The organism is Streptomyces sp. NPDC107550 (genome assembly GCF_055639095.1).
In genome coordinates, this window is sequence record NZ_JBVKBC010000008.1 from 52878 (window position 1) to 70911 (window position 18034).

An 18034-nucleotide genomic window follows, 5' to 3' on the forward strand; every position below is an offset into this window, starting at 1 on the left:
GGGCGCGAGGAACTGCGCGCCCAGCCCCAACGAACCCCGCACCCGGCGACGACGCCCGGGGCTCCGCCCCAGCCCCCGCTCCTCAATCGCCGGAGAGGCTTGAATTGGCCGGCGCTGTAAGCCCCCTCAGGGGCGCGGGGAACTGCGCGGCCAGCCACGATGAAACCCGCACCCGGCAAGGAACCCCACCCCGCCGAGAGGCCCATTCCTCACGCCGGCAAGACCTTTTCCGTCAGGAGTTCGAGGACGCGGCGGTCGTCCTCGGCACTGCCCCGCACCCCGGGCTCACCCGGATACGTGTCGAAGAGAACATGCGTCGCCCCCAGTTCCCGCAGCACCGCCACATCCGCCCGGATCCGCGCAACACTCCCGTGCCCGAGCGGCCGCCCCTCCGTGTCCGCGACCTCCCCCACCCGGACCTGCAGGCGCGGCGCCAGCCCCGGCACCGCCCGCCCCGCCGCCTCCGCCTCCCGCGCGAGCACCGGCAACTGCCGCCGCAGCCCCGCCAGCGTCGGCATGAACGGATGCCACGCCTCCCCGAGCCGCGCCGCCCGCCGCAGCGCCGCCGGGGAGTCGCCGCCCACCCACACCGGCACATGCGGCTCCGTCGCGGGCGCGGGCGCGGTGCGGACGTCCTCGTAGGAGACGTACCGGCCCTCGAACGAACACGGGTCCTGCGTCCAGGCGGCGCGGATGGCCGTCAGGTACTCGTCGGTGATCGCCCCGCGCTCCTCGAACGGCACGCCGAGCGCCCGGTACTCCGCGGCCGACCAGCCGACCCCCGCGCCGAGGATGAAACCGCCCTCGTTGAGCTGGTCCAGGTTCGCCGCGAGCCGGGCCGTCTGGAGCGGATGCCGGTAAGGGATCACGGTGATGGTCGTGCCGAGCGTCAGCCCCGGCACCCGCCCCGCGAGATGCGCGGCCAGCAGGAACTGGTCGTAGAAGGGCGCCGGGTACACCGCGTGGACATCCGGGGTGACCGCGATGTGGTCCGAGATCATGGCGAAGGAGAAGCCCAGGTCACGGGCGTCCGTGGCTTGGCGGAGCAGGCTCTCGGGGGTCGTGCCGGAGCCGAAGTTCAGAAGGTTCACGCCGTATCGCATGGCGCGCAGTCTCGATGATCTTGCCGGGACGGTCGAAGCGGACCGACGCGATCCGGCCGCATCACCCGCCGTGCACCCCCGTCGCCTCCATTCGGACGGTGTCCCCAACACCCGCACCCGGCACGGCATTTGCCACCCCGCACGCACCGGCGTCCCGGCAGCACATCCGGACATGTCCTGACGTGGCGCGGGGCTTGTACTGGCCGGTGCGGGTAGCCGCCCGCGCCCGTGTCACGCGTACGGCACGACCGCGACCGGGCTCGTCGCGTGATGCACGACCGTGTGCGAGGTGCAGCCCAGATGGCTGTTGCCCGCGCGGCGCCCGAGCACGGTCAGACTCGCCCCGGCCGACGCCTTCAGCAGATGGTGCCCGGCCTGCCCGTACAGCAGCCGCTCCACGACCGGGACCTCCGGGTACGCGGAACGCCACGCTCGTACCGCGTCCCGCAGCAGCCCCTGGCGCCGCTCCTCCTCGCGGGCCGCGTCGCCGGGCCGCGCGGGCTCGGCGGTGTGCCCGGCGACCGGCGGCAGCGTCCACGCGTGCAGGGCGTGCAGCCCCGTACCCCGGCGGGCCGCCGCCTCGAACGCGTACGACAGGACCTCGTCGGCGGTCGCGCTCACGTCCAGGCCCGCCACCACCGGCCGGTGCTCCGCCGCGCCCGGCACGTCTCGTCCTGCGGCCGCCCGTCCTCCCGTACGAGCACCACGGGACGCATCGAACGCGCCGTCACCGCGAGCGCCACCGAGCCCACGGGCAGGTCCGCGCGGTCGTCGAAGCCGTGGGAGCCGAGCACCATCGCCTCCGAGTCGGCGGCGGCCTCCAGGAGCGCGGTGACCGGCGGGGCGGGCCGGCGGCGCGCGATGATCTCCAGCGCCGGATGCGCGTACGACAGGTGCAGCGCGGCCCGGTCGAGGACGCCCCGCGCCGGCAGGTCGACGTCCGGCGGCGCGGGCGCGGCGCGCGGCCCGCTGCCGGCGTGCAGCAGACGCAGCGGCAGCCCCCGGCGCAGTGCCTCGCGTGCCGCCCAGTCGGCGGCGGCCGTGCTCTCGCGCGACCCGTCGGTCCCGACGGTCAGTACGCGGGTGTCGGTCATGACGGAACCCCTCCGTGGCGGTGGCGGTGGCGGTGGCGGTGGCGCGTGGCAGGTGCGCGACCACGGGTTCCACGCTGCGCGCGGCTCACGCGTGCCGGACGCGACCGCCCGGCGGACCGGGCCGGGCCTCGGGTCAGGGCGTGGGCGGCGGCGCGGCCGTGTCGCCCGCCTCCGTGCCGTGCAGCGCCGCGATCTGGGAACGGGAGGTGAAGCCGAGCTTGGTGAGGATGTGCTCGACATGGGAGTCGACGGTCCGCTTGGAGACGACGAGCTGCGCGGCGATCTCCCGGTTCGTCAGCCCCTCGCTGACCAGCGCCGCCACCTGCCGCTCCCGGGGCGTCAGTCCGTCCGCCGGACCCGAGCGCTGCGGCGGCACGTCCGGCGCGGCGGTCGACTCGTCGGCGAGCGCGAGGTCCACCACCGCGTCCAGCGGCAGCACCCCGCCCTCGCTGAACGCGTCGTGGTAGCCGTCGGCGCCGAGCGCGGCCCGCGCCTGCCCCGCCGCCCGGTCGTGCAGTTCGTGCAGGACGGGGATGCCGAACCTGGCCTCCTTCGCCGAGCGCCGCCACAGCGCGTCCGCCGCGCCCTGGAGCACCGCGACCCGCTCGAAGTGCCGCAGCCGCGCCGCGTGCCAGGCCAGCCCCTCCATGAAGTGGGCGAGGCCCATCAGGTCGTGCAGGACGGCCTTGCACCGGATGCCCTCGCGGCAGCACTCGACGGCGCCCTCGTGATCGCCGTGCAGCCACAGCCCGACGCTCTTGACCCACAGCGCCCAACTGCGCGCCCACTGTTCCGCCGGATGCGCCGCGCCGCGCGCCAGGGAGTCGTCGCACCAGGTGATGCCCTTCTCGTGGTCGCCGGCGAGGATCAGCATGAACCCGCCGTAGAAGCCGAGCATCAGCAGACCGGTGTCGTCGCCGAGCGCCGTCATCCGCAGCCGCGCCTCCTCCAAGTCGTCGGCGCAGCCCTCCATTCGGCCGAGGAAGTAGCGGCGGTGCGCCTGGAACGCGAGCGTCCACGCGGCGCCGACCCGGTCGCCGATGCGCGTGGCGACGGCCTCGGCCTCCTTCAACAGCTTCTCGTTGTTGCCGCGTTCGCCCTGGAGGTCCATGTACCAACTGGTCAGGTACAGCGCCCTGACCCGCTCGGGCGAGTCCTCGCGGCAGCCGTCGAGGGCGCGGCGCAGCCAGTAGCGGCCCTCGGTGAGCAGGCCCGTCGCGTGCCAGAACCCCCACAGCGCCGTCGCCGTGCGCAGGCCCGCGCAGTGCAGCCGGGGCGTGCTCATGCAGTGTTCCAGCGCGGCCCGCAGGTTCGCCTGATCGCGGACGAGCGCCCGCAGCAGCGGGATCTGCGCGTCGCCGGTCCACTGCTCGTCGAACGCGGCAGCCGCCGCCCGGAAGTGCGCCAGGTGCCGGTCACGGGTGCGCTCCTCGTCGCCGAGCGCGGCCAGTCGCTCCAGGCCGAACTCGCGGATCGTGTCGAGCATCCGGTACCGCGTGCCGTCCGGCGTCTCGACGCGCAGCACCACCGACTTCTCCACCAGGCCGATCAGCGCGGTCAGCACGTCCTCGACGGGCAGCCCCGGCCCGCCGCCCGTCCCGGGCCCCGCGCACACCGCCTCGGCGGCCTGGAGGCTCAACTCGCCTGCGAACACGGACAGTCGGGCCCACAGCAGCCGCTCCTGCGGGGTCGACAGCTCATGGCTCCAGCCGATCGCCGTACGCAGGGTCTGGTGGCGCGGCACCGAGGTGCGCCGCCCGCCCGCCAGCAGCCGGAAGCGGTCGTCGAGCCGCGTCAGCATCTCGTCCAGGGACAGCACCCGCAGCCGGGAGACGGCGAGTTCGATGGCGAGGGGGATGCCGTCGAGGCGGCGGCAGAGCGCGAGGACGTCCGCACGGTTGTCGTCGTTCACGGTGAACCCCGGCACGGCGGCCGACGCCCGGTCCGCGAACAGGTGCAGGGCGTCCGGATCGCCGCCCGCGCCCGCCTCCGGCACGCTCAACGGGCCGATGGCGAGGACGTGTTCGCCCGCCACGTCCAGCGGCTGCCTGCTCGTCGCCAGGATCCGCACGCCGGGCGCCGCCCGCAGCAGCTCGTCGCAGAGCATCGCGCAGGCGTCGACGAGGTGCTCGCACGTGTCGAGCAGCAGCAGGAGTTCCTTGTCCTCCAGGTAGTCGGCGATCACCTCGGAGGCGGGCCGTCCGGCCTGCTGCTCGGGCAGGTCGAGCGCGGCGGCCACCGTGCCCGCGAGCAGGGCCGGGTCGGCGAGCGCGGACAGCTCCACCAGATGCACGCCGCCCGCGAACGACTCGCGTGCCGCGTGCGCCGCCCGCACCGCCGTACGGGACTTGCCGACGCCTCCAGGGCCGGTGAGGGTGACCAGCCGGGCCCGCGTCAACAGCTCGGACACCTGCGCGAGTTCACGGCGCCTGCCGACGAAGCTCGTCGCCTCGGCGGGCAGTTCACCCGACACACGTCGACCGGAACTGCGGTTCATGAAAGGACTCTCCGTACGGGGAAGCGGATGCGGGGCGATGGGGGGGGCGGCTCCTGCCGCCACCGTAGGGGAGTGTCGCGCGCGCCCCGCGATTTCCCCTGATAGCCGCCTCGCGGCCCGCCGGGGGTGGGACACTTCCCCTTTTGCCCGCGCCCCGGCGGACGCTGCCTGCCCGCCCGCGCCTCGGCGGTGCTGCTCCAGCTCGGCCGAGCCGGAGCGGGCGCTGCTTTGCCCGCACCGCGCCAGGCGGCACCGCCCGCGCCAGGCGGCACCGCCCGCGCCAGGCGGCACCGGCCGCGCGGGTGTCCGGAAGTGCCTGGGCCCGCCCCTACGTCACCGCACCGGCCGGCGCCGGCCCCTCCACCGTCGCCAGGAACGCCGCCGCGGCGGGCGAGAGGCGGGCCGTGTTCCACACGAGCCGCTCCTCACGCACCGGCCCGTCCCGCAGCGGGACCACCGCGAGCCCCGGCAGCCGGGGCACCAGCCGCGACGGCAGCAGCGCGAGACCCAGCCCGCCGCGCACCAGATCGGCGAGGAAGTCCAGGCCCTTCACCTCGAACGCCACGTCGCGCCGCAGCCCCGCCGCGTCGAACGCGTCGTCCGTCTGCGCCCGCGCCGCGAGCCCCGCGGGGAAGTCCACGAACGGCTCGTCCGCCAGCCGCGCCAGCGCCAGCGGCCCGCCCGCCGCCTCCCCGGCCAGCCGGTGCCCCGGCGCGACCACCGCGACATGCCGGTCCACGACCAGCGTCCGCGACGCGAGCCCCGGCCCCTCGATCCGGAACGACGGCGCCACCCCGAGGAACGCCAGATCGAGCGCGCCCTCCCGCACATCCCGTACGTGCGCCTCGCTCATCCCGTCCATCAGGCGCAGCGCCACCTGCGGATAGGCCGCGTGGTAGGCGCGCATCAGATCCGGTACGTCCACCGCCGTCACCGTGGCGATCGCCCCGACCGTCAGCCGGCCCCGGATCTCCCCGGTGGCCGCCGCGACCTCCGCGCGGGCTCGCTCCGCTGCCTCCAGCGCCTGGCGCGCGGCGGGCAGGAACGCCTCGCCCGCCGAGGTCAGCCGCACCCGCCTGCTCGTCCGCTCGAACAGCCGCGCGCCCAACTCCTTCTCCAGCTTGCCGATCTGGTGACTGAGCGCGGACTGCACCACCAGGCACCGCTCGGCGGCCCGGGTGAACCCGCCGGTCTCGGCGACGGCGACGACGTACCGCAGTTGCTGCAACTCCATGCGATCCATCGTGATCCACGATCGTTGGGATGACAAGGATGTGTTGGACTCATGAGTGGGTGGGGCCGCAGGCTGAGCGCATGACACAGACCACGACCCCGAACGCCGCCTCCCGCAAGGGAGTTGCCCCCGACCGGGCGACCTCCGACGCACTGACCGCCGCCGAGACTCCGGTCACCCCCGGCGCTGCCGCCGCACCGGAGGCCGCCGCCGGCACCCGCCGCTCCCTGCTGCTCCTCATGGCCGTCGCCACCGGCCTGTCCTGCGCCGGGAACTACGTCGCCCAGCCCCTCCTGGAGGTGATCTCCCGCGAACTCCACCTCGGCAGCCTGCTCGCCGGGCTCGTCGTCACCGCCGCGCAGGCCGGTTACGCCCTCGGCCTGATGCTGCTCGTGCCGCTCGGCGACGTCGTCGACCGGCGCCGCCTCGCCGTCACCCTGTTCTCCGCGACCGCCCTCTTCCTCACCGTCTCCGCGCTCGCCCCGACCGGCCCGATCCTGCTGGCCGGGACCGTGCTGACCGCGCTCACCTCCGTCGGCGCCCAGGTCGTCGTCGCCCACGCCGCCGCCCTCGCCACCGCCGAGACCCGCGGCCGTGCTGTCGCCACCGTCATGTCCGGGGTCCTGCTCGGCGGGCTCCTCGCCCGCACGGCGGCCGGCGGACTGTCCGAACTCGGCGGCTGGCGCACCGCCTACTGGGTCCTCGCCGTCCTCATGGCCGTCGCCGCCGTCACCCTGCGCCGCGTCCTGCCGACCCTGCCCGTCACCGCCGCCCTGCGCTACCCGGCCCTGCTGCGCTCCACCCTCGTCCTGCTGCGCGAGGAGCCCGCGCTGCGCCGCCGCGCCCTGCTCGGCGCCCTCTCGCTCGCCTCGTACAGCACGCAGCTCACCGCCATGACGTTCCTGCTCTCCGGCGCCCCCTACCACTGGTCGCCGCCCGCCATCGGCCTGTTCGGGCTCGTCGGCGCGGTGGGCGTGCTGTCGATGACGTTCGCGGCCCGGCTCAGCGACCGGGGGCACGTCCAGAAGGTCACCGGCACGGCCACCGTCCTGCTGCTGACCGGCTGGCTGCTGCTGGCGGCGGGGCAGCACTCCCTGCTGTGGCTGGCCGTCGGCGTCGTCGCCCTCAACATCGGCCAGCAGGCCGTCCTCAACTCCAGCCAGACCGTCATCTACGGGCTGCGCCCCGAGGCCCGCAACCGCCTCAACTCGGCGTTCAGCACCAGCTTCTTCCTCGGCGGCACGGTCGGCTCCGCGCTCTCCTCGGTCGTCTGGGCGGCGGCCGGCTGGAGCGGCGTCTCCGTCCTCGGCGCGACCCTCGCCACCGCCGCGATCGCCGTCTGGGCCTGGGAACGCGCCCACTGGAACCGCTGACCCGCCTCTCACCGCACACGCCAACTCCCGTACGGGAACTGCCGTACACGCCAACTCCCGTACGGGAACTGCCGTACACGCCAACTCCCGTACGGGAACTGCCGTACACGCCAACTCCCGTACGGGAACTGCCCTTTCTCCCCGCTGAACCAATGAAGGAGTCCCCATGGCCGTCGAACCCGCCGCCCCGAGCCCCCTGCGGATCGCCGTGCTCGGTGCGGGCGGTGCCGTAGGCCGCCGGGTCGTCGGAGAAGCCGTGCGCCGGGGCCACCGGGTCACCGCCGTCGTGCGCGACCCGGCCCGCGCCACGACCCCGCCCGGCGTCGTCATCCGCGCCGGGGACGCCGCGGACCCCGGCACGTCCGCCGGCCTCGCCGCCGACCACGATTTGGTGATCGCCGCGACCCGCCCCGCGCCCGGCGCCGAAGCCGAACTGCCCGCCGTGGCGCGGGCCGTGCTCGCCGGGCTGCACGCCACCGGCGTCCGGCTCCTCCTCGTCGGCGGCGCCGCCACCCTCACCGTCCCCGGCACCGGCGGCACCGCGCTCGTCGACACCCCGGACTTCCCCGCCGCGCTCCTCCCCATCGCCCGCGCCTGCGCCGAACAGTTCGCCGTCTGCCGCGCCTCCGGCCGGGGCGTCGACTGGGCCTATGTGAGCCCCGCGGCTCGTCTCGAACCGGGGGAGCGCACGGGCCGCCACCGGCTCGGCACCGACGAGCTGGTGACCGACGCGGACGGCGTCTCCGCCCTGTCCATGGAGGACCTGGCCGTCGTCCTGCTCGACGAGGCGGAACGCCCCCGGCACCACCGCGTCCGCTTCACCGCGGGCTATTGATCGACTCGCTGTTTGCGGGGGCGCACGCAGGGCAATCGGGTGATGGCCGACCAGGCCACACGGAGTGCGGCGACAGCCGTACGCCCCGTAGACGCCCTCGACCAGAAGGAACCCCACGATGCTGCTGGCCCACCCCGCCCTGCTGGCCGACCTCGTCCGCGAGTACGAGACCCTCCGCGCCCTCGACGCCGACAACGGCTCGCCGGACGCGCAGCGCCGCGTCGCCGACGTGGCCTACTCGCTCTGCCTCGCCACCGGCACCGCCGACGTGGACGCCGCCCTCGTCGCCGCGCGGCACGGGCTGCCCGGCGCCCGCGTCCACGACGACTCGCTGATCACCGCGCGCCGCCCGCGCGGCTCCGCCCCCGCCCTGTCGTGACCCCTGGGCCTCACGCCTGACCGGTGGTCAGGTCCGTCAACTGCCGTACCGCCCCGGCGGCCGAGCCCTGCCAGAGCGTCGTCACCGGCTCCCACACGCGGACCCCGGTCAGCGCGCCGACCGTGAGCGCCTGGAACGTACGGCCCTCCTGATCCGGCGCGGCCGCCGCCGTCACGAAGTCGACCGTGAGCGCCCGCTCCGCCGCGTCCGCGCTGTCGGAGACCGAGCGGACCGCCGCGTACAGCGTGCGGTGCCCGGCCAGTACACGCGACGCCTCAGGTCCGGGCGGCAACGGCAGCGCCGCCCCGTCCAGATCCCCGTACGTGAAGGTCGGCGCGCGGTCGATGCGGCAGGCGCGGCCCGAGTCGTTGCGGACGCTGACCCCGATGACGCCCGGCTCGGCGTCGGAGGGGTCGGCACGCAGCGTCAGATCCTCCTCGGCACAGCGCGGCGGCGCGGACGACGCCGCCGGGGCCCCGGCGACCGCCGCGGGCGCGGCGAGAGCGGTCAGGGCGAGGGCGGCGGCGCAGGCCGAGGCCCACTGGCGTACGTGCACGTGACGTACGTGCGTGTGGCGTACGTGCATGGAACCCACCCCTTCCAAGGGGGCGACACGGACATTCGAGACTAGCCCGGGGAGGGGTGGGCCGCACCGCGACGGCGACCCGGCAGGGCGACCTAGTACGGACGCAGGGCGTTCCCGTACCGGCCGGGGGTGCACAGTGGGCAAGTTTGCACGGTGTGCAAGAATCTCGGCGTGATCTCCTCCGACCCGCGCCGAACCGCCCCCGCCGAGGGGCTGCGCGCCCAGCGGCGGCGCCGGACACGGGCCGAGCTGCACGCCACGACGCTGCGCCTGGCCCGCGCGCACGGCTTCGCGCACATCACGGTCGAGATGATCAGCACCGAGGCCGGGGTCTCACCCCGCACCTTCTTCAACTACTTCCCGAACAAGGAAGCCGCCCTCTTCGCGCTGCCCGGCGCGCTCCCGGACACCCTCGCCGACCGGTTCGCCACCGGGGCGGGCCGGGACACCGACGCCGTGCTCCGCGACCTCGGCGACGCGCTCGCCGACCACCTCCAGGAGTCCGCCGTCAGCCCCGGCGAACTGGAGGACGCGCTGCGCATCGCGGAGGGCGTCCCCTCCGTCCTCGCCACGTTCCTCGCCCAGTGCGAGGCCGCCGAACGCGACCTGGCAGGCGTCATCGCCCGCCGCACCGGCACCCCGCCCGACGGCGAGGCCGCCGCGCTCCTCGCGGGCATCGCCATGGTGACCCTGCGCGGCGCCCTCAAGAGCTGGTCCCACGCCGGCGACCACACCGAAGGGCCCGCCTCCCGCGTACGGGACTCCTTCACCACCCTGCGCGCCCTGCTCGGCACGGCCGCTGTGCGGTGACGAGCCCCGCGGTGTGACCGGCGCTCCCCACCTGGTCACCCTCTCGAACTCCCCCTCACCCTCCCCGTACCGCATCACCCGTACGCGGCCACCGCTCCCGCGCCGCACGGGCCGCCCCACCCACGTGTCCGCACGTGACCATCACCAACGGAGAACGACGTCATGACGCACGCCCCCGTGCCCGAGGGCCCCGACACCGCCGCCGGGCCCGGCCCCGGCCCCGGTCCGCTGGACGGCGCGGCCGACGAGGCCGTCGCCAAGCCCGCCAACTTCGGCCTGATCTTCGCCGCGCTCATGCTCACCATGCTGCTCGGCGCCCTCGACCAGACCATCGTGTCCACGGCCCTGCCGACCATCGTCGGCGAGCTGAACGGCATCGAGCACATGGCCTGGATCACCACCGCCTACATCCTCGCCGCCACCATCGGCATGCCCGTCTACGGCAAGCTCGGCGACCTCATGGGCCGCAAGAACATCTTCCTCGCCGGCATAGCCCTGTTCCTCGTCGGCTCGGTGGTCTGCGGACTCGCCCCGAACATGGGCACCCTCATCGCGGGCCGCGCCCTCCAGGGCCTCGGCGGCGGCGGGCTCATGATCACCTCGCAAGCGATCATCGCGGACCTCGTGCCGCCCCGCGAACGCGCCAAGTACATGGCCCCCATGGGTGCCGTGTTCGGACTGTCGTCCGTCGTCGGGCCGCTGCTCGGCGGCTGGTTCACCGACGCGCACTCCTGGCGCTGGGCGTTCTGGGTCAACCTGCCGCTCGGCGTCCTCGCGTTCTGTGTCGCCGCCGTCGCGATCAAGCTGCCCCGCAAGGCGGTCCGCGTCACCCTCGACTACCTCGGCACCGCGCTCATGGCGGTGGCCGTCACCTGCACCGTCCTGTTCGCCAGTTGGGGCGGCACGCAGTACGCGTGGTCGGACCCGCTGGTCGTCGGCCTCGGCGCCGGCGCGGTCGCCGGGTGGCTGCTGTTCTTCGCCGCGGAGAAGCGCGCCGCCGAACCGGTCATCCCGCTCCACCTGTTCCGCAGCCCCATCTTCAACGTCGCCACCCTGCTCGGCATGATCGTCATCGGGCTCGGCATGTTCGCCATCGTCGGCTACATGCCCACGTATCTCCAGATGGTCTACGGCAAGTCCGCCACCGAGTCCGGGCTGCTGCTGATCCCCATGGTCGTCGGCATCATGGCCACGGCCCTGCCGTCCGGCGCGATCATGTCCAAGACCGGCAGGTACAAGGTGTATCCGATCGCCGGCACGGTGATCATCATGGGTGTCGCCTACCTCATGTCCACGCTGGACGTCTCCGACCCGGTGTGGAAGGTCTGCGTGTACGTGGGGCTCGCCGGCGCCGGTGTCGGACTGCTCATGCAGACGCTCGTGCTCGCCGTGCAGAACGACTTCCCCGGCTCCGAGGTCGGCACCGCCACCTCCGCGAACAACTTCTTCCGGGAGATCGGGGCGACGCTCGGTACGGCCGTCGTCGGCGCGGTGTTCGCCAGCCGGCTCACCGACCAGCTCGCGGTCAGGCTGCCCGCCGACGCCGCGGCCAAGGTCGGTGACAGTGACTCGTTGACGCCGGCGCTCGTGCGGGCCCTGCCGGGTGATCTGCGGGCCTCGGTCGTCACGTCCTATCAGGAGGCGTTGGTGCCGATCTTCCTGTACCTGTTGCCGGTGTTCGCGGTGGGGCTGGTGCTGGCGTGCGTCCTCAAGGAGAAGCCGCTTGCGGAGTCTGCCGACTGGCGGGCGGAGAATGTGGTGCCGGCGGTGGAGCACCCCGAGCCGGTCGCTTGACGCCCGCCTCTCCGGCGCGGGGGGGGCGTTGAGGTTGTACGTCGGGTTCAGCCCCGGTGAGGCGACTCGCGCAGTTCCCCGCGCCCCTGACGGGGGTTGTCTGATCGCCCGCTCCCGGCCTCCGGCCCTGGGGTCCTGGGGGCTGGCCTCGGCGCCAACCTCCAGCCCCTCCGGCGATTGAGGAGCGGGGGCTGGGGCGGAGCCCCGGAGTGCCGGGTGCGTCGTGGCCGCTCGCGCAGTTCCCCGCGCCCCTGAGGGAGTGGGGCTCAGCGTCAGCTTCGCGGCTCAAGCCTCTTCGGCGATTGAGGAGGGCGCGGTGTAGGCGTGGACCGGGGTTGGGTGGGGGTGGCCCCAGTCGAGGGGGACCGTGGCCAGGCGCTGCCAGCCCCGGCGTTCGTACAGCGCCACCGCCGACACATCCGTCGCCACGACATCAAGCACCGGCCACAACCCCCGCCCCCGAGCCTCCCGAACCGCCCGCTCCAGCAGCATCGCCCCCAGCCCGTGCCCCCGCCCCCCGGGCCCCACGAACAGCCGCCCGACGACAGCGGTCGCCGCGACCGGCACCCCCGTCCGCTCGCTCCACAGCGCCGGCGCAGCGTCCCCGGAGGACGGCGGCGACAGGCTGACATGCCCGACAGCGCAGCCCCCGCCGACCCCGGCGACCCACGCCCCGAGCCCCGATGCCTCCGCGAGCCAAGCGCCGGGCCGCGCAGGCCAGTTCACCGGGTAACCGTCACCGGCGTGGACGTCCGCCAGAGCCCGTACGCAGGCGTCCACGTCCGCCTCGCGCCGAGCCCGCACCCACCGCCGGGGCCGCGCCCCACCCGCCTCGAAGTCCGTACTGTTCACGCCGGGATACAAACACACCCCGCGCCGAGGCGAGGGCTCAGGCCGGCGAGAGACCCGCGCGCTCCAGCGCCTTACGGGCCGCCAGCGCGCCCGCGACCCTGAACGCGAGTTCGTGCGACGCGGGCGCCCGTGTACGGGCCCGGCGCAGGACGACACGGGTGGCGACGACGAACTCCTGCCCCCGCTCCCGCAGTTGCTCCTCGATCCCGGCGGCGACGGCCGCGAAGAAGCGGGGCAGTTCCTCGGCCGGTTCGTGGTCCACCGCGAGGGAACGCGCCACCTCGAAGGCGAAGCCCTGCGCCGCGGGCTCGAAGTCGACCTCGATCTCCGCGAACTGCGGCCCGCAGTTCTGCCGCTGATGCAGTACCCGTACGCCCCTGATCGGGTGCGGCGGGAACCGGAAAAGCGCTGTCGTCATGGGGCAACCCTTCCCCTCGGTGTCCGTCGCCATCCACCCACCTGCCGGGTTCGTCGCCCTCAACTCTCCCTCACCTGGCGGCAGTTGCCGTCTGTCCCGGTCGCCACTCGCGCCGCAGGAGACCGTAGACCCACGAGTCCGAGACCTCGCCGTCGACCACGCAGTCCTCCCGCAGCGTGCCTTCCCGTACGAAGCCGAGCTTCTCCAGGACGCGGGCGGACGCGAAGTTGCGGGTGTCCGCCTCGGCCTGCACGCGGTTGAGGTCCAGCGTCTCGAACGCCCAGGTCAGTACGGCATGCGCGGTCTCCGTGGCGTAACCGTGGCCCCACATCGAGGGGGCGAGGCAGTAGCCGAGCGACGCGGAGCGGAACTCCGGGTTCCAGTCGACGAGCCCGCACCAGCCGACGAACGCGCCGTCAGTGGCCCGTTCCGCGGCCACCCGCGCCCCCGAGCCCGCCTCGGCCATCGTGCGGCACGCGGTGAGGAAGCGGGCGGCGCGGGCCGGGTCGGTCCAGCGCGGCGAGTCCCAGTAGCGCATCGCGGCCGGGTCGCTGTGCAGCGCGAAGAGGCGGTCCGCGTCGCCATCGGTGAAGGGCCGCAGCCGCAGCCGGGACGTACGCAGGACAGGGGTGGCCAAGGGCATGCGCCCCATCCTGCGCCGGGAGCCGCCTCGCGGGACACCGAATTACCGTACGGCGGCGCGGCCGGTACGCGCGTACGCCGACGCCCCGCACCCTTTCGGCAGGGCGCGGGGCATCGGCGTGGACCTCAGGCGAGGGAGAGGAACAGCTTCTCCAGTTCGTCCTCGCTGAGCGGGGGCGCCTCGCCGTCCGCCGCGTTCATGCAGTCCCGCATGCCCGAGGCGATGATCTTGAAGCCGGCCCGGTCGAGGGCGCGGGAGACGGCGGCGAGCTGCGTGACCACGTCCTTGCAGTCACGGCCCGCCTCGATCATGGCGATCACCCCGGCCAACTGGCCCTGGGCGCGCCGCAGTCGCTTGAGCACCGCGTCGGTCGCGGCCGGGTTGCCGCTCATGCGCGCAGGGCGGCGCGGGCCGCGTCGAGGGCGCCGGGCTCGGGCCGGTTGAACGGCAGCTTGCCGAGGAGCGCGGCCATCCCGCACGTGTTGCTGACGCCGGACCAGACGAGCCCGGAGGCGACACCGGCGGCGAGCAGCCGGGCCTTGGGAGCGCGGCGGCCGAGCGCGAGCCCGAGCAGGACGAGCGAGCCGGCCGTGAACCGCACCTGGCGGTCCATCGCCCACACGGCACGGCCCTGGCGGGGCGCGGTGTCCACGGGGTGGCCCTCGGCGGACCACGCCTGCGTGCCGCCGGCGAGGCCGACCGCGTCGACGCCCGCCTCCACGAGCTTCGCGCAGGCCGCCGCCGAGCGGTGACCGGCCGCGCACACGACGACGAGACGCCGCCGCTCGCCGGCCGCCTTCAAGTCGGGCAGCAGTGCGTCGAGGTGCTCCGCCGGCACGTTGAGCGCGCCGGGGACATGGCCGGCCGCGTACTCGCCGGGGCCCCGCACATCGATGACGAGGGTGTCGTCGGCGGGCCGGGCGCGCAGCTCGGCGGGGGCGAGGGTGGTGCTCATGCTTCTCCCTTGAGGACGTTCGGGACGGGGGGTCGGACGTGGGTGCGGGCGGTGCGCCCAGTGCTGACGGTACGGACGGTACGGGCGATGCCGGTGGGGCGGTGCGCCGGGGCCTTCGCGGATCTCACGCGGCGCTGCCCGCGGCCCAGGTGGCGTACCCGCCGTCCAGGTTGGCGGCGTCGCGGCCGAGCCCGGCGAGCAGCCGCAGCGCCGTGTGACCGCGCAGGCCGACCTGGCAGTGCACGACGAGGTCGCCCTCGGGCAGTTCACCGGCTCGCTCGCGCAGCTCGTCGAGCGGGATGTTGACCGCGCCGGGGATCGCGCCGCGCGCGTGCTCGCCCGCCGTGCGGACGTCCACCAGCGTGGCGCCCGCCTCGCGGACGGCGGCCAGTTCGTGCCACTGGACGGTGCGGTCGGTGCCGGTCGCCAGGTTCTCCGCGATCATCCCGGCCATGTTCACCGGGTCCTTCGCCGAGCCGTACGGGGGAGCGTAGGCCAGCTCCAGGTCCGCGAGGTCGGGCGCGGTCAGGCCGCCCGCGATGGCGGTGGCGACGACGTCGACGCGCTTGTCGACACCGTCGGCGCCGACCGCCTGCGCCCCGAGGATGCGCAGGTCACGCGGGTCGAACAGGACCTTGAGCGCGATGGGGGAGGCGCCCGGGTAGTACCCGGCGTGCGAACCGGGGTGCAGATGGACCGCCTGGTAGGGGCGGCCGGCGGCGCGCAGCCGCTTCTCGTTCCAGCCGGTCGCGGCGGCGGTCAGGCCGAAGACCTGCACGACGGCCGTGCCGGTCGCCGGGCGCGCGGAGACCGGGCGGCCCATGATCGCGTCGGCGACGAGCCGCCCGTGCCGGTTTGCGAGGTTGGCCAGCGGGACGAGCGTGGATTCGCCGGTCAGTGCGTCGGTCTTCTCCGCCGCGTCGCCCACCGCGTACACGTCGGGGTCGCTGGTGCGGCCCGTGTCGTCCACGGCGATGCCGCCGCGCGGGCCGAGGGCGAGACCGGCGGTACGGGCGAGCGCCACGTCGGGGCGGACGCCGATGGCCATGAGGACGACATCTGCGGGGACCCGCCGCCCGTCGTCGAGCAGCACCTCGTCCGCGCCGATCTCCTTGAGCTGCGTACCGAGCGCCAACTCGACGCCACCCGCGCGCAGTTCGTCCGCGAGCGGCGCGGCCATCTCCGGGTCGAGCGGCGGGAGCACCTGACCGGCCAGCTCCACGAGCGTCACGCCGAGCCCGCGCCGGCGCAGGTTCTCCGCGGCCTCCACGCCGATGAACCCGGCGCCCACGACGACCGCCGAGCGGGCGCCGCCGTCGAGCACCTCGGCGATCCGGTCCGTGTCGGTGACGTCCCGCAGCGTGAACGCCCGCTCCACGCCCGGCAGTTCGGGCACGAAGGGACGCGCGCCGGGGCTCAGTATCAGCTTGTCGTACGTCTCCGTGTACTCCTCGCCGCGCTCCAGGTCCCGTACGGTCACCGTGCGCGCGGCCCGGTCGACGGAGACGGCCTCGCTGCGGACCCGTACGTCGAGGCGGAAGCGGGCGCGCAGCGCCTCGGGCGTCTGGACGAGCAGCGCGTCCCGCTCCTCGATGACACCGCCGAGGAAGTACGGCAGCCCGCAGTTCGCGTAGCTGACGTGCGCGCCGCGCTCCAGGACGACGACCTCGGCCGTCTCGTCCAGGCGACGCAAGCGCGTCGCCGCGGACATGCCGCCTGCCACGCCTCCGATGACCACGATCTTCACGGGAACCTCCTGCCGACTCTGCCGAAACTATACCCCCGAGGGTATCAGCTATACGGGAGGGGGTATCCAATCAGGCTTATTCGGACGCTATGCACCTGTGGGAGCGGGCGGGGGCGCGGGGTCCGGATCGGTCAGGGGCCTTCCGAGAATCCGCCCAGGTGTCCCGGAAAGCCGGACAGGAGATGTCGGGTTTCGCGGGGATGCTCGTCATGTGCTCGGCAAGCAGCACCTCCGCACCGACCCGAAGGAGAACCCCCGTGTCGCAGTCCCGCCCCGCCGACGGACCCCACCGCCCGGACGCACCGGCCGACCCCGCCCGGCCCCTGCGCGGCAAGGTCGCCCTGGTCGCCGGGGCCACCCGCGGCGCCGGCCGCGGCATCGCCGTGGAACTGGGCGCGGCGGGCGCCACCGTCTACGTCACCGGCCGCAGCACCCGCGCCCGCCGTTCCGAGTACGACCGCCCCGAGACCATCGAGGACACCGCCGACCTCGTCACGGCCGCCGGCGGCACGGGCATCGCCGTACCCACCGACCACCTGGAGCCCGAGCGGGTCCGGGGACTCGTGGAGCGCGTCGACGCCGAACAGGGCCGCCTCGACGTCCTCGTCAACGACATCTGGGGCGGCGAACACCTCTTCTCCTGGGACGCCCCCGTGTGGGAGCACGACCTCGACAAGGGGCTGCGGCTGCTCCGCCTCGCGGTCGACACCCACGCGATCACGAGCCATCACGCGCTGCCCCTGCTGCTGCGCCACCCCGGCGGGCTCGTGGTCGAGATGACGGACGGCACCGACGCGTACAACCGCACGCACTACCGCAACTCGTTCTTCTACGACCTCGCCAAGACCGCCGTCCTGCGCATGGCGTTCTCCCTCGGGCACGAGCTGGGCCCGCGCGGCGCCACGGCCGTCGCGCTGACGCCCGGCTGGATGCGGTCGGAGATCATGCTCGACGCGTTCGGCGTCCGTGAGGAGAACTGGCGTGACGCGCTCGCCGGCGAGCCGCACTTCGCCATCTCCGAGACGCCGCGTTACACCGGGCGCGCGGTCGCCGCCCTCGCCGCCGACCCGGACGTTGCCCGGTTCAACGGCACCTCGCTCTCCAGCGGCGGCCTCGCCCACACCTACGGCTTCACCGACCTCGACGGGAGCCGCCCCGACTCCTGGCGCTACCTCGTCGAGGTGCAGGAGGCCGGAAAGCCGGCCGACGTGACCGGCTACCGCTGACCCGCGCGGCGGCGGGGCGCGGCGGTCACCGGTCGTGCGGGCCGGGGCTCACCATGCCCCCGGCTCGGCGCTCACAGGCCGTCCGGCTCGGCGCTCACCCTCCGGCCGGCCCGGTGCTCACAGGTCGTCCGGGTCGGCGATCCGCGCCGGCCACATCGCGCTTCCGCCGCCCCGCCACTCGACCAGGTCGGGGTCGTCCAGCGGCGCGTCCTCCAGTCCCGCGCGCCGCAGGAACTCCACGACGTCCGCCGTCGAGGTGGCGAGGCCCGCGTCCTCGCCACGGATCGTCACGCGCCGCCCGCCGGGCTGCGCGGCGTGCACGACAACAGGGGGATATCCGCCAAGTCCGTCCATGCCCCTCAGCTTCGTCCCCGCGCGCCCCGACCGCACCTCCAGCGCGGCGACCGGGGGCCGCCTGCGGTGCCGTGATTCGCTGTGTGGCCGGAATCCGCCGGGTGATCCGCGCGGGACTCCCGGCGGGCGCGCCC

19 protein-coding genes are annotated in these 18034 nt (G+C 74.5%); 6 read left to right on the forward strand and 13 right to left on the reverse strand.

What is annotated here, in order from left to right:
* Nucleotides 1-209: 209 nt before the first annotated feature.
* The 5 genes from ACZ7LY_RS13735 to ACZ7LY_RS13755 form a co-directional block, all read right to left on the reverse strand.
* A complete protein-coding gene (locus ACZ7LY_RS13735; RefSeq protein WP_471624759.1) occupies nt 210-1103 on the reverse strand; it encodes a TIGR03619 family F420-dependent LLM class oxidoreductase in 894 nt (297 codons plus the stop codon).
* 231 nt (nt 1104-1334) lie between these two features.
* Complete coding sequence (locus tag ACZ7LY_RS13740) at nt 1335-1724, reverse strand: universal stress protein (RefSeq protein WP_471624760.1); 390 nt, start codon at nt 1722-1724, stop codon at nt 1335-1337.
* Entirely contained in the window at nt 1721-2197 is a 477-nt protein-coding gene (locus tag ACZ7LY_RS13745; protein WP_471624761.1) for a universal stress protein, read from the reverse strand. The genes ACZ7LY_RS13740 and ACZ7LY_RS13745 overlap by 4 nt, the downstream gene beginning before the upstream one ends.
* A 133-nt stretch (nt 2198-2330) precedes the next feature.
* Complete coding sequence (locus ACZ7LY_RS13750; RefSeq protein WP_471624762.1) at nt 2331-4694, reverse strand: ATP-binding protein; 2364 nt, start codon at nt 4692-4694, stop codon at nt 2331-2333.
* Between the two features lie 328 nt (nt 4695-5022).
* Entirely contained in the window at nt 5023-5928 is a 906-nt protein-coding gene (locus ACZ7LY_RS13755; protein WP_471624763.1) for a LysR family transcriptional regulator, read from the reverse strand.
* A gap of 80 nt (nt 5929-6008) precedes the next feature.
* Between ACZ7LY_RS13755 and ACZ7LY_RS13760 the strand changes: the two genes are divergently transcribed.
* The 3 genes from ACZ7LY_RS13760 (at nt 6009) to ACZ7LY_RS13770 (ending at nt 8515) form a co-directional block, all read left to right on the forward strand.
* A complete protein-coding gene (locus ACZ7LY_RS13760) occupies nt 6009-7301 on the forward strand; it encodes an MFS transporter (protein WP_471624764.1) in 1293 nt (430 codons plus the stop codon).
* 166 nt (nt 7302-7467) lie between these two features.
* The gene (locus ACZ7LY_RS13765) at nt 7468-8136 is read left to right on the forward strand and encodes an NAD(P)-dependent oxidoreductase (protein WP_471624765.1); all 669 of its coding nucleotides are present in this window, start codon (nt 7468-7470) and stop codon (nt 8134-8136) included.
* Nucleotides 8137-8254: 118 nt separating this feature from the next.
* Nucleotides 8255-8515, forward strand: a complete 261-nt coding sequence (locus ACZ7LY_RS13770) for a DUF5133 domain-containing protein (RefSeq protein WP_471624766.1) — start codon at nt 8255-8257, stop codon at nt 8513-8515.
* Between the two features lie 10 nt (nt 8516-8525).
* Here the strand turns inward: ACZ7LY_RS13770 and ACZ7LY_RS13775 are convergent, their stop codons facing one another.
* The gene (locus ACZ7LY_RS13775; protein ID WP_471624767.1) at nt 8526-9101 is read right to left on the reverse strand and encodes a DUF4232 domain-containing protein; all 576 of its coding nucleotides are present in this window, start codon (nt 9099-9101) and stop codon (nt 8526-8528) included.
* Nucleotides 9102-9272: 171 nt separating this feature from the next.
* On the opposite strand from ACZ7LY_RS13775, the gene ACZ7LY_RS13780 reads away from it, so the two are divergent.
* Together ACZ7LY_RS13780 and ACZ7LY_RS13785 are read left to right on the forward strand one after the other, a co-directional pair.
* On the forward strand, nt 9273-9911 hold the full coding sequence (locus ACZ7LY_RS13780; RefSeq protein WP_471624768.1) for a TetR/AcrR family transcriptional regulator: 639 nt from the start codon (nt 9273-9275) through the stop codon (nt 9909-9911).
* A gap of 162 nt (nt 9912-10073) precedes the next feature.
* Complete coding sequence (locus ACZ7LY_RS13785; RefSeq protein ID WP_471624769.1) at nt 10074-11705, forward strand: MDR family MFS transporter; 1632 nt, start codon at nt 10074-10076, stop codon at nt 11703-11705.
* Nucleotides 11706-11990: 285 nt separating this feature from the next.
* Here ACZ7LY_RS13785 and ACZ7LY_RS13790 read toward each other — a convergent pair whose 3' ends face one another.
* The 6 genes from ACZ7LY_RS13790 to ACZ7LY_RS13815 form a co-directional block, all read right to left on the reverse strand.
* Nucleotides 11991-12557, reverse strand: a complete 567-nt coding sequence (locus ACZ7LY_RS13790) for a GNAT family N-acetyltransferase (RefSeq protein ID WP_471624770.1) — start codon at nt 12555-12557, stop codon at nt 11991-11993.
* A 37-nt stretch (nt 12558-12594) separates the two neighbouring features.
* Nucleotides 12595-12975: a hypothetical protein gene (locus tag ACZ7LY_RS13795; protein ID WP_471624771.1), complete on the reverse strand. Its 381-nt coding sequence runs from the start codon at nt 12973-12975 to the stop codon at nt 12595-12597.
* Nucleotides 12976-13045: 70 nt separating this feature from the next.
* Nucleotides 13046-13618: a GNAT family N-acetyltransferase gene (locus tag ACZ7LY_RS13800; protein WP_471624772.1), complete on the reverse strand. Its 573-nt coding sequence runs from the start codon at nt 13616-13618 to the stop codon at nt 13046-13048.
* Nucleotides 13619-13743: 125 nt separating this feature from the next.
* On the reverse strand, nt 13744-14010 hold the full coding sequence (locus ACZ7LY_RS13805; protein WP_471624773.1) for a metal-sensitive transcriptional regulator: 267 nt from the start codon (nt 14008-14010) through the stop codon (nt 13744-13746).
* A complete protein-coding gene (locus ACZ7LY_RS13810; protein ID WP_471624774.1) occupies nt 14007-14573 on the reverse strand; it encodes a rhodanese-like domain-containing protein in 567 nt (188 codons plus the stop codon). Before ACZ7LY_RS13810 ends, ACZ7LY_RS13805 begins: the two co-directional genes overlap by 4 nt.
* A gap of 124 nt (nt 14574-14697) precedes the next feature.
* Nucleotides 14698-16320 carry an FAD-dependent oxidoreductase gene (locus ACZ7LY_RS13815; RefSeq protein ID WP_471624775.1) on the reverse strand — a complete coding sequence of 541 codons (1623 nt, stop codon included), beginning with the start codon at nt 16318-16320 and terminating at the stop codon, nt 14698-14700.
* A 257-nt stretch (nt 16321-16577) separates the two neighbouring features.
* Between ACZ7LY_RS13815 and ACZ7LY_RS13820 the strand changes: the two genes are divergently transcribed.
* Complete coding sequence (locus ACZ7LY_RS13820) at nt 16578-17546, forward strand: SDR family oxidoreductase (RefSeq protein ID WP_471624776.1); 969 nt, start codon at nt 16578-16580, stop codon at nt 17544-17546.
* Between the two features lie 117 nt (nt 17547-17663).
* Here the strand turns inward: ACZ7LY_RS13820 and ACZ7LY_RS13825 are convergent, their stop codons facing one another.
* Complete coding sequence (locus ACZ7LY_RS13825; protein ID WP_471624777.1) at nt 17664-17900, reverse strand: hypothetical protein; 237 nt, start codon at nt 17898-17900, stop codon at nt 17664-17666.
* Nucleotides 17901-18034 lie beyond the last annotated feature (134 nt).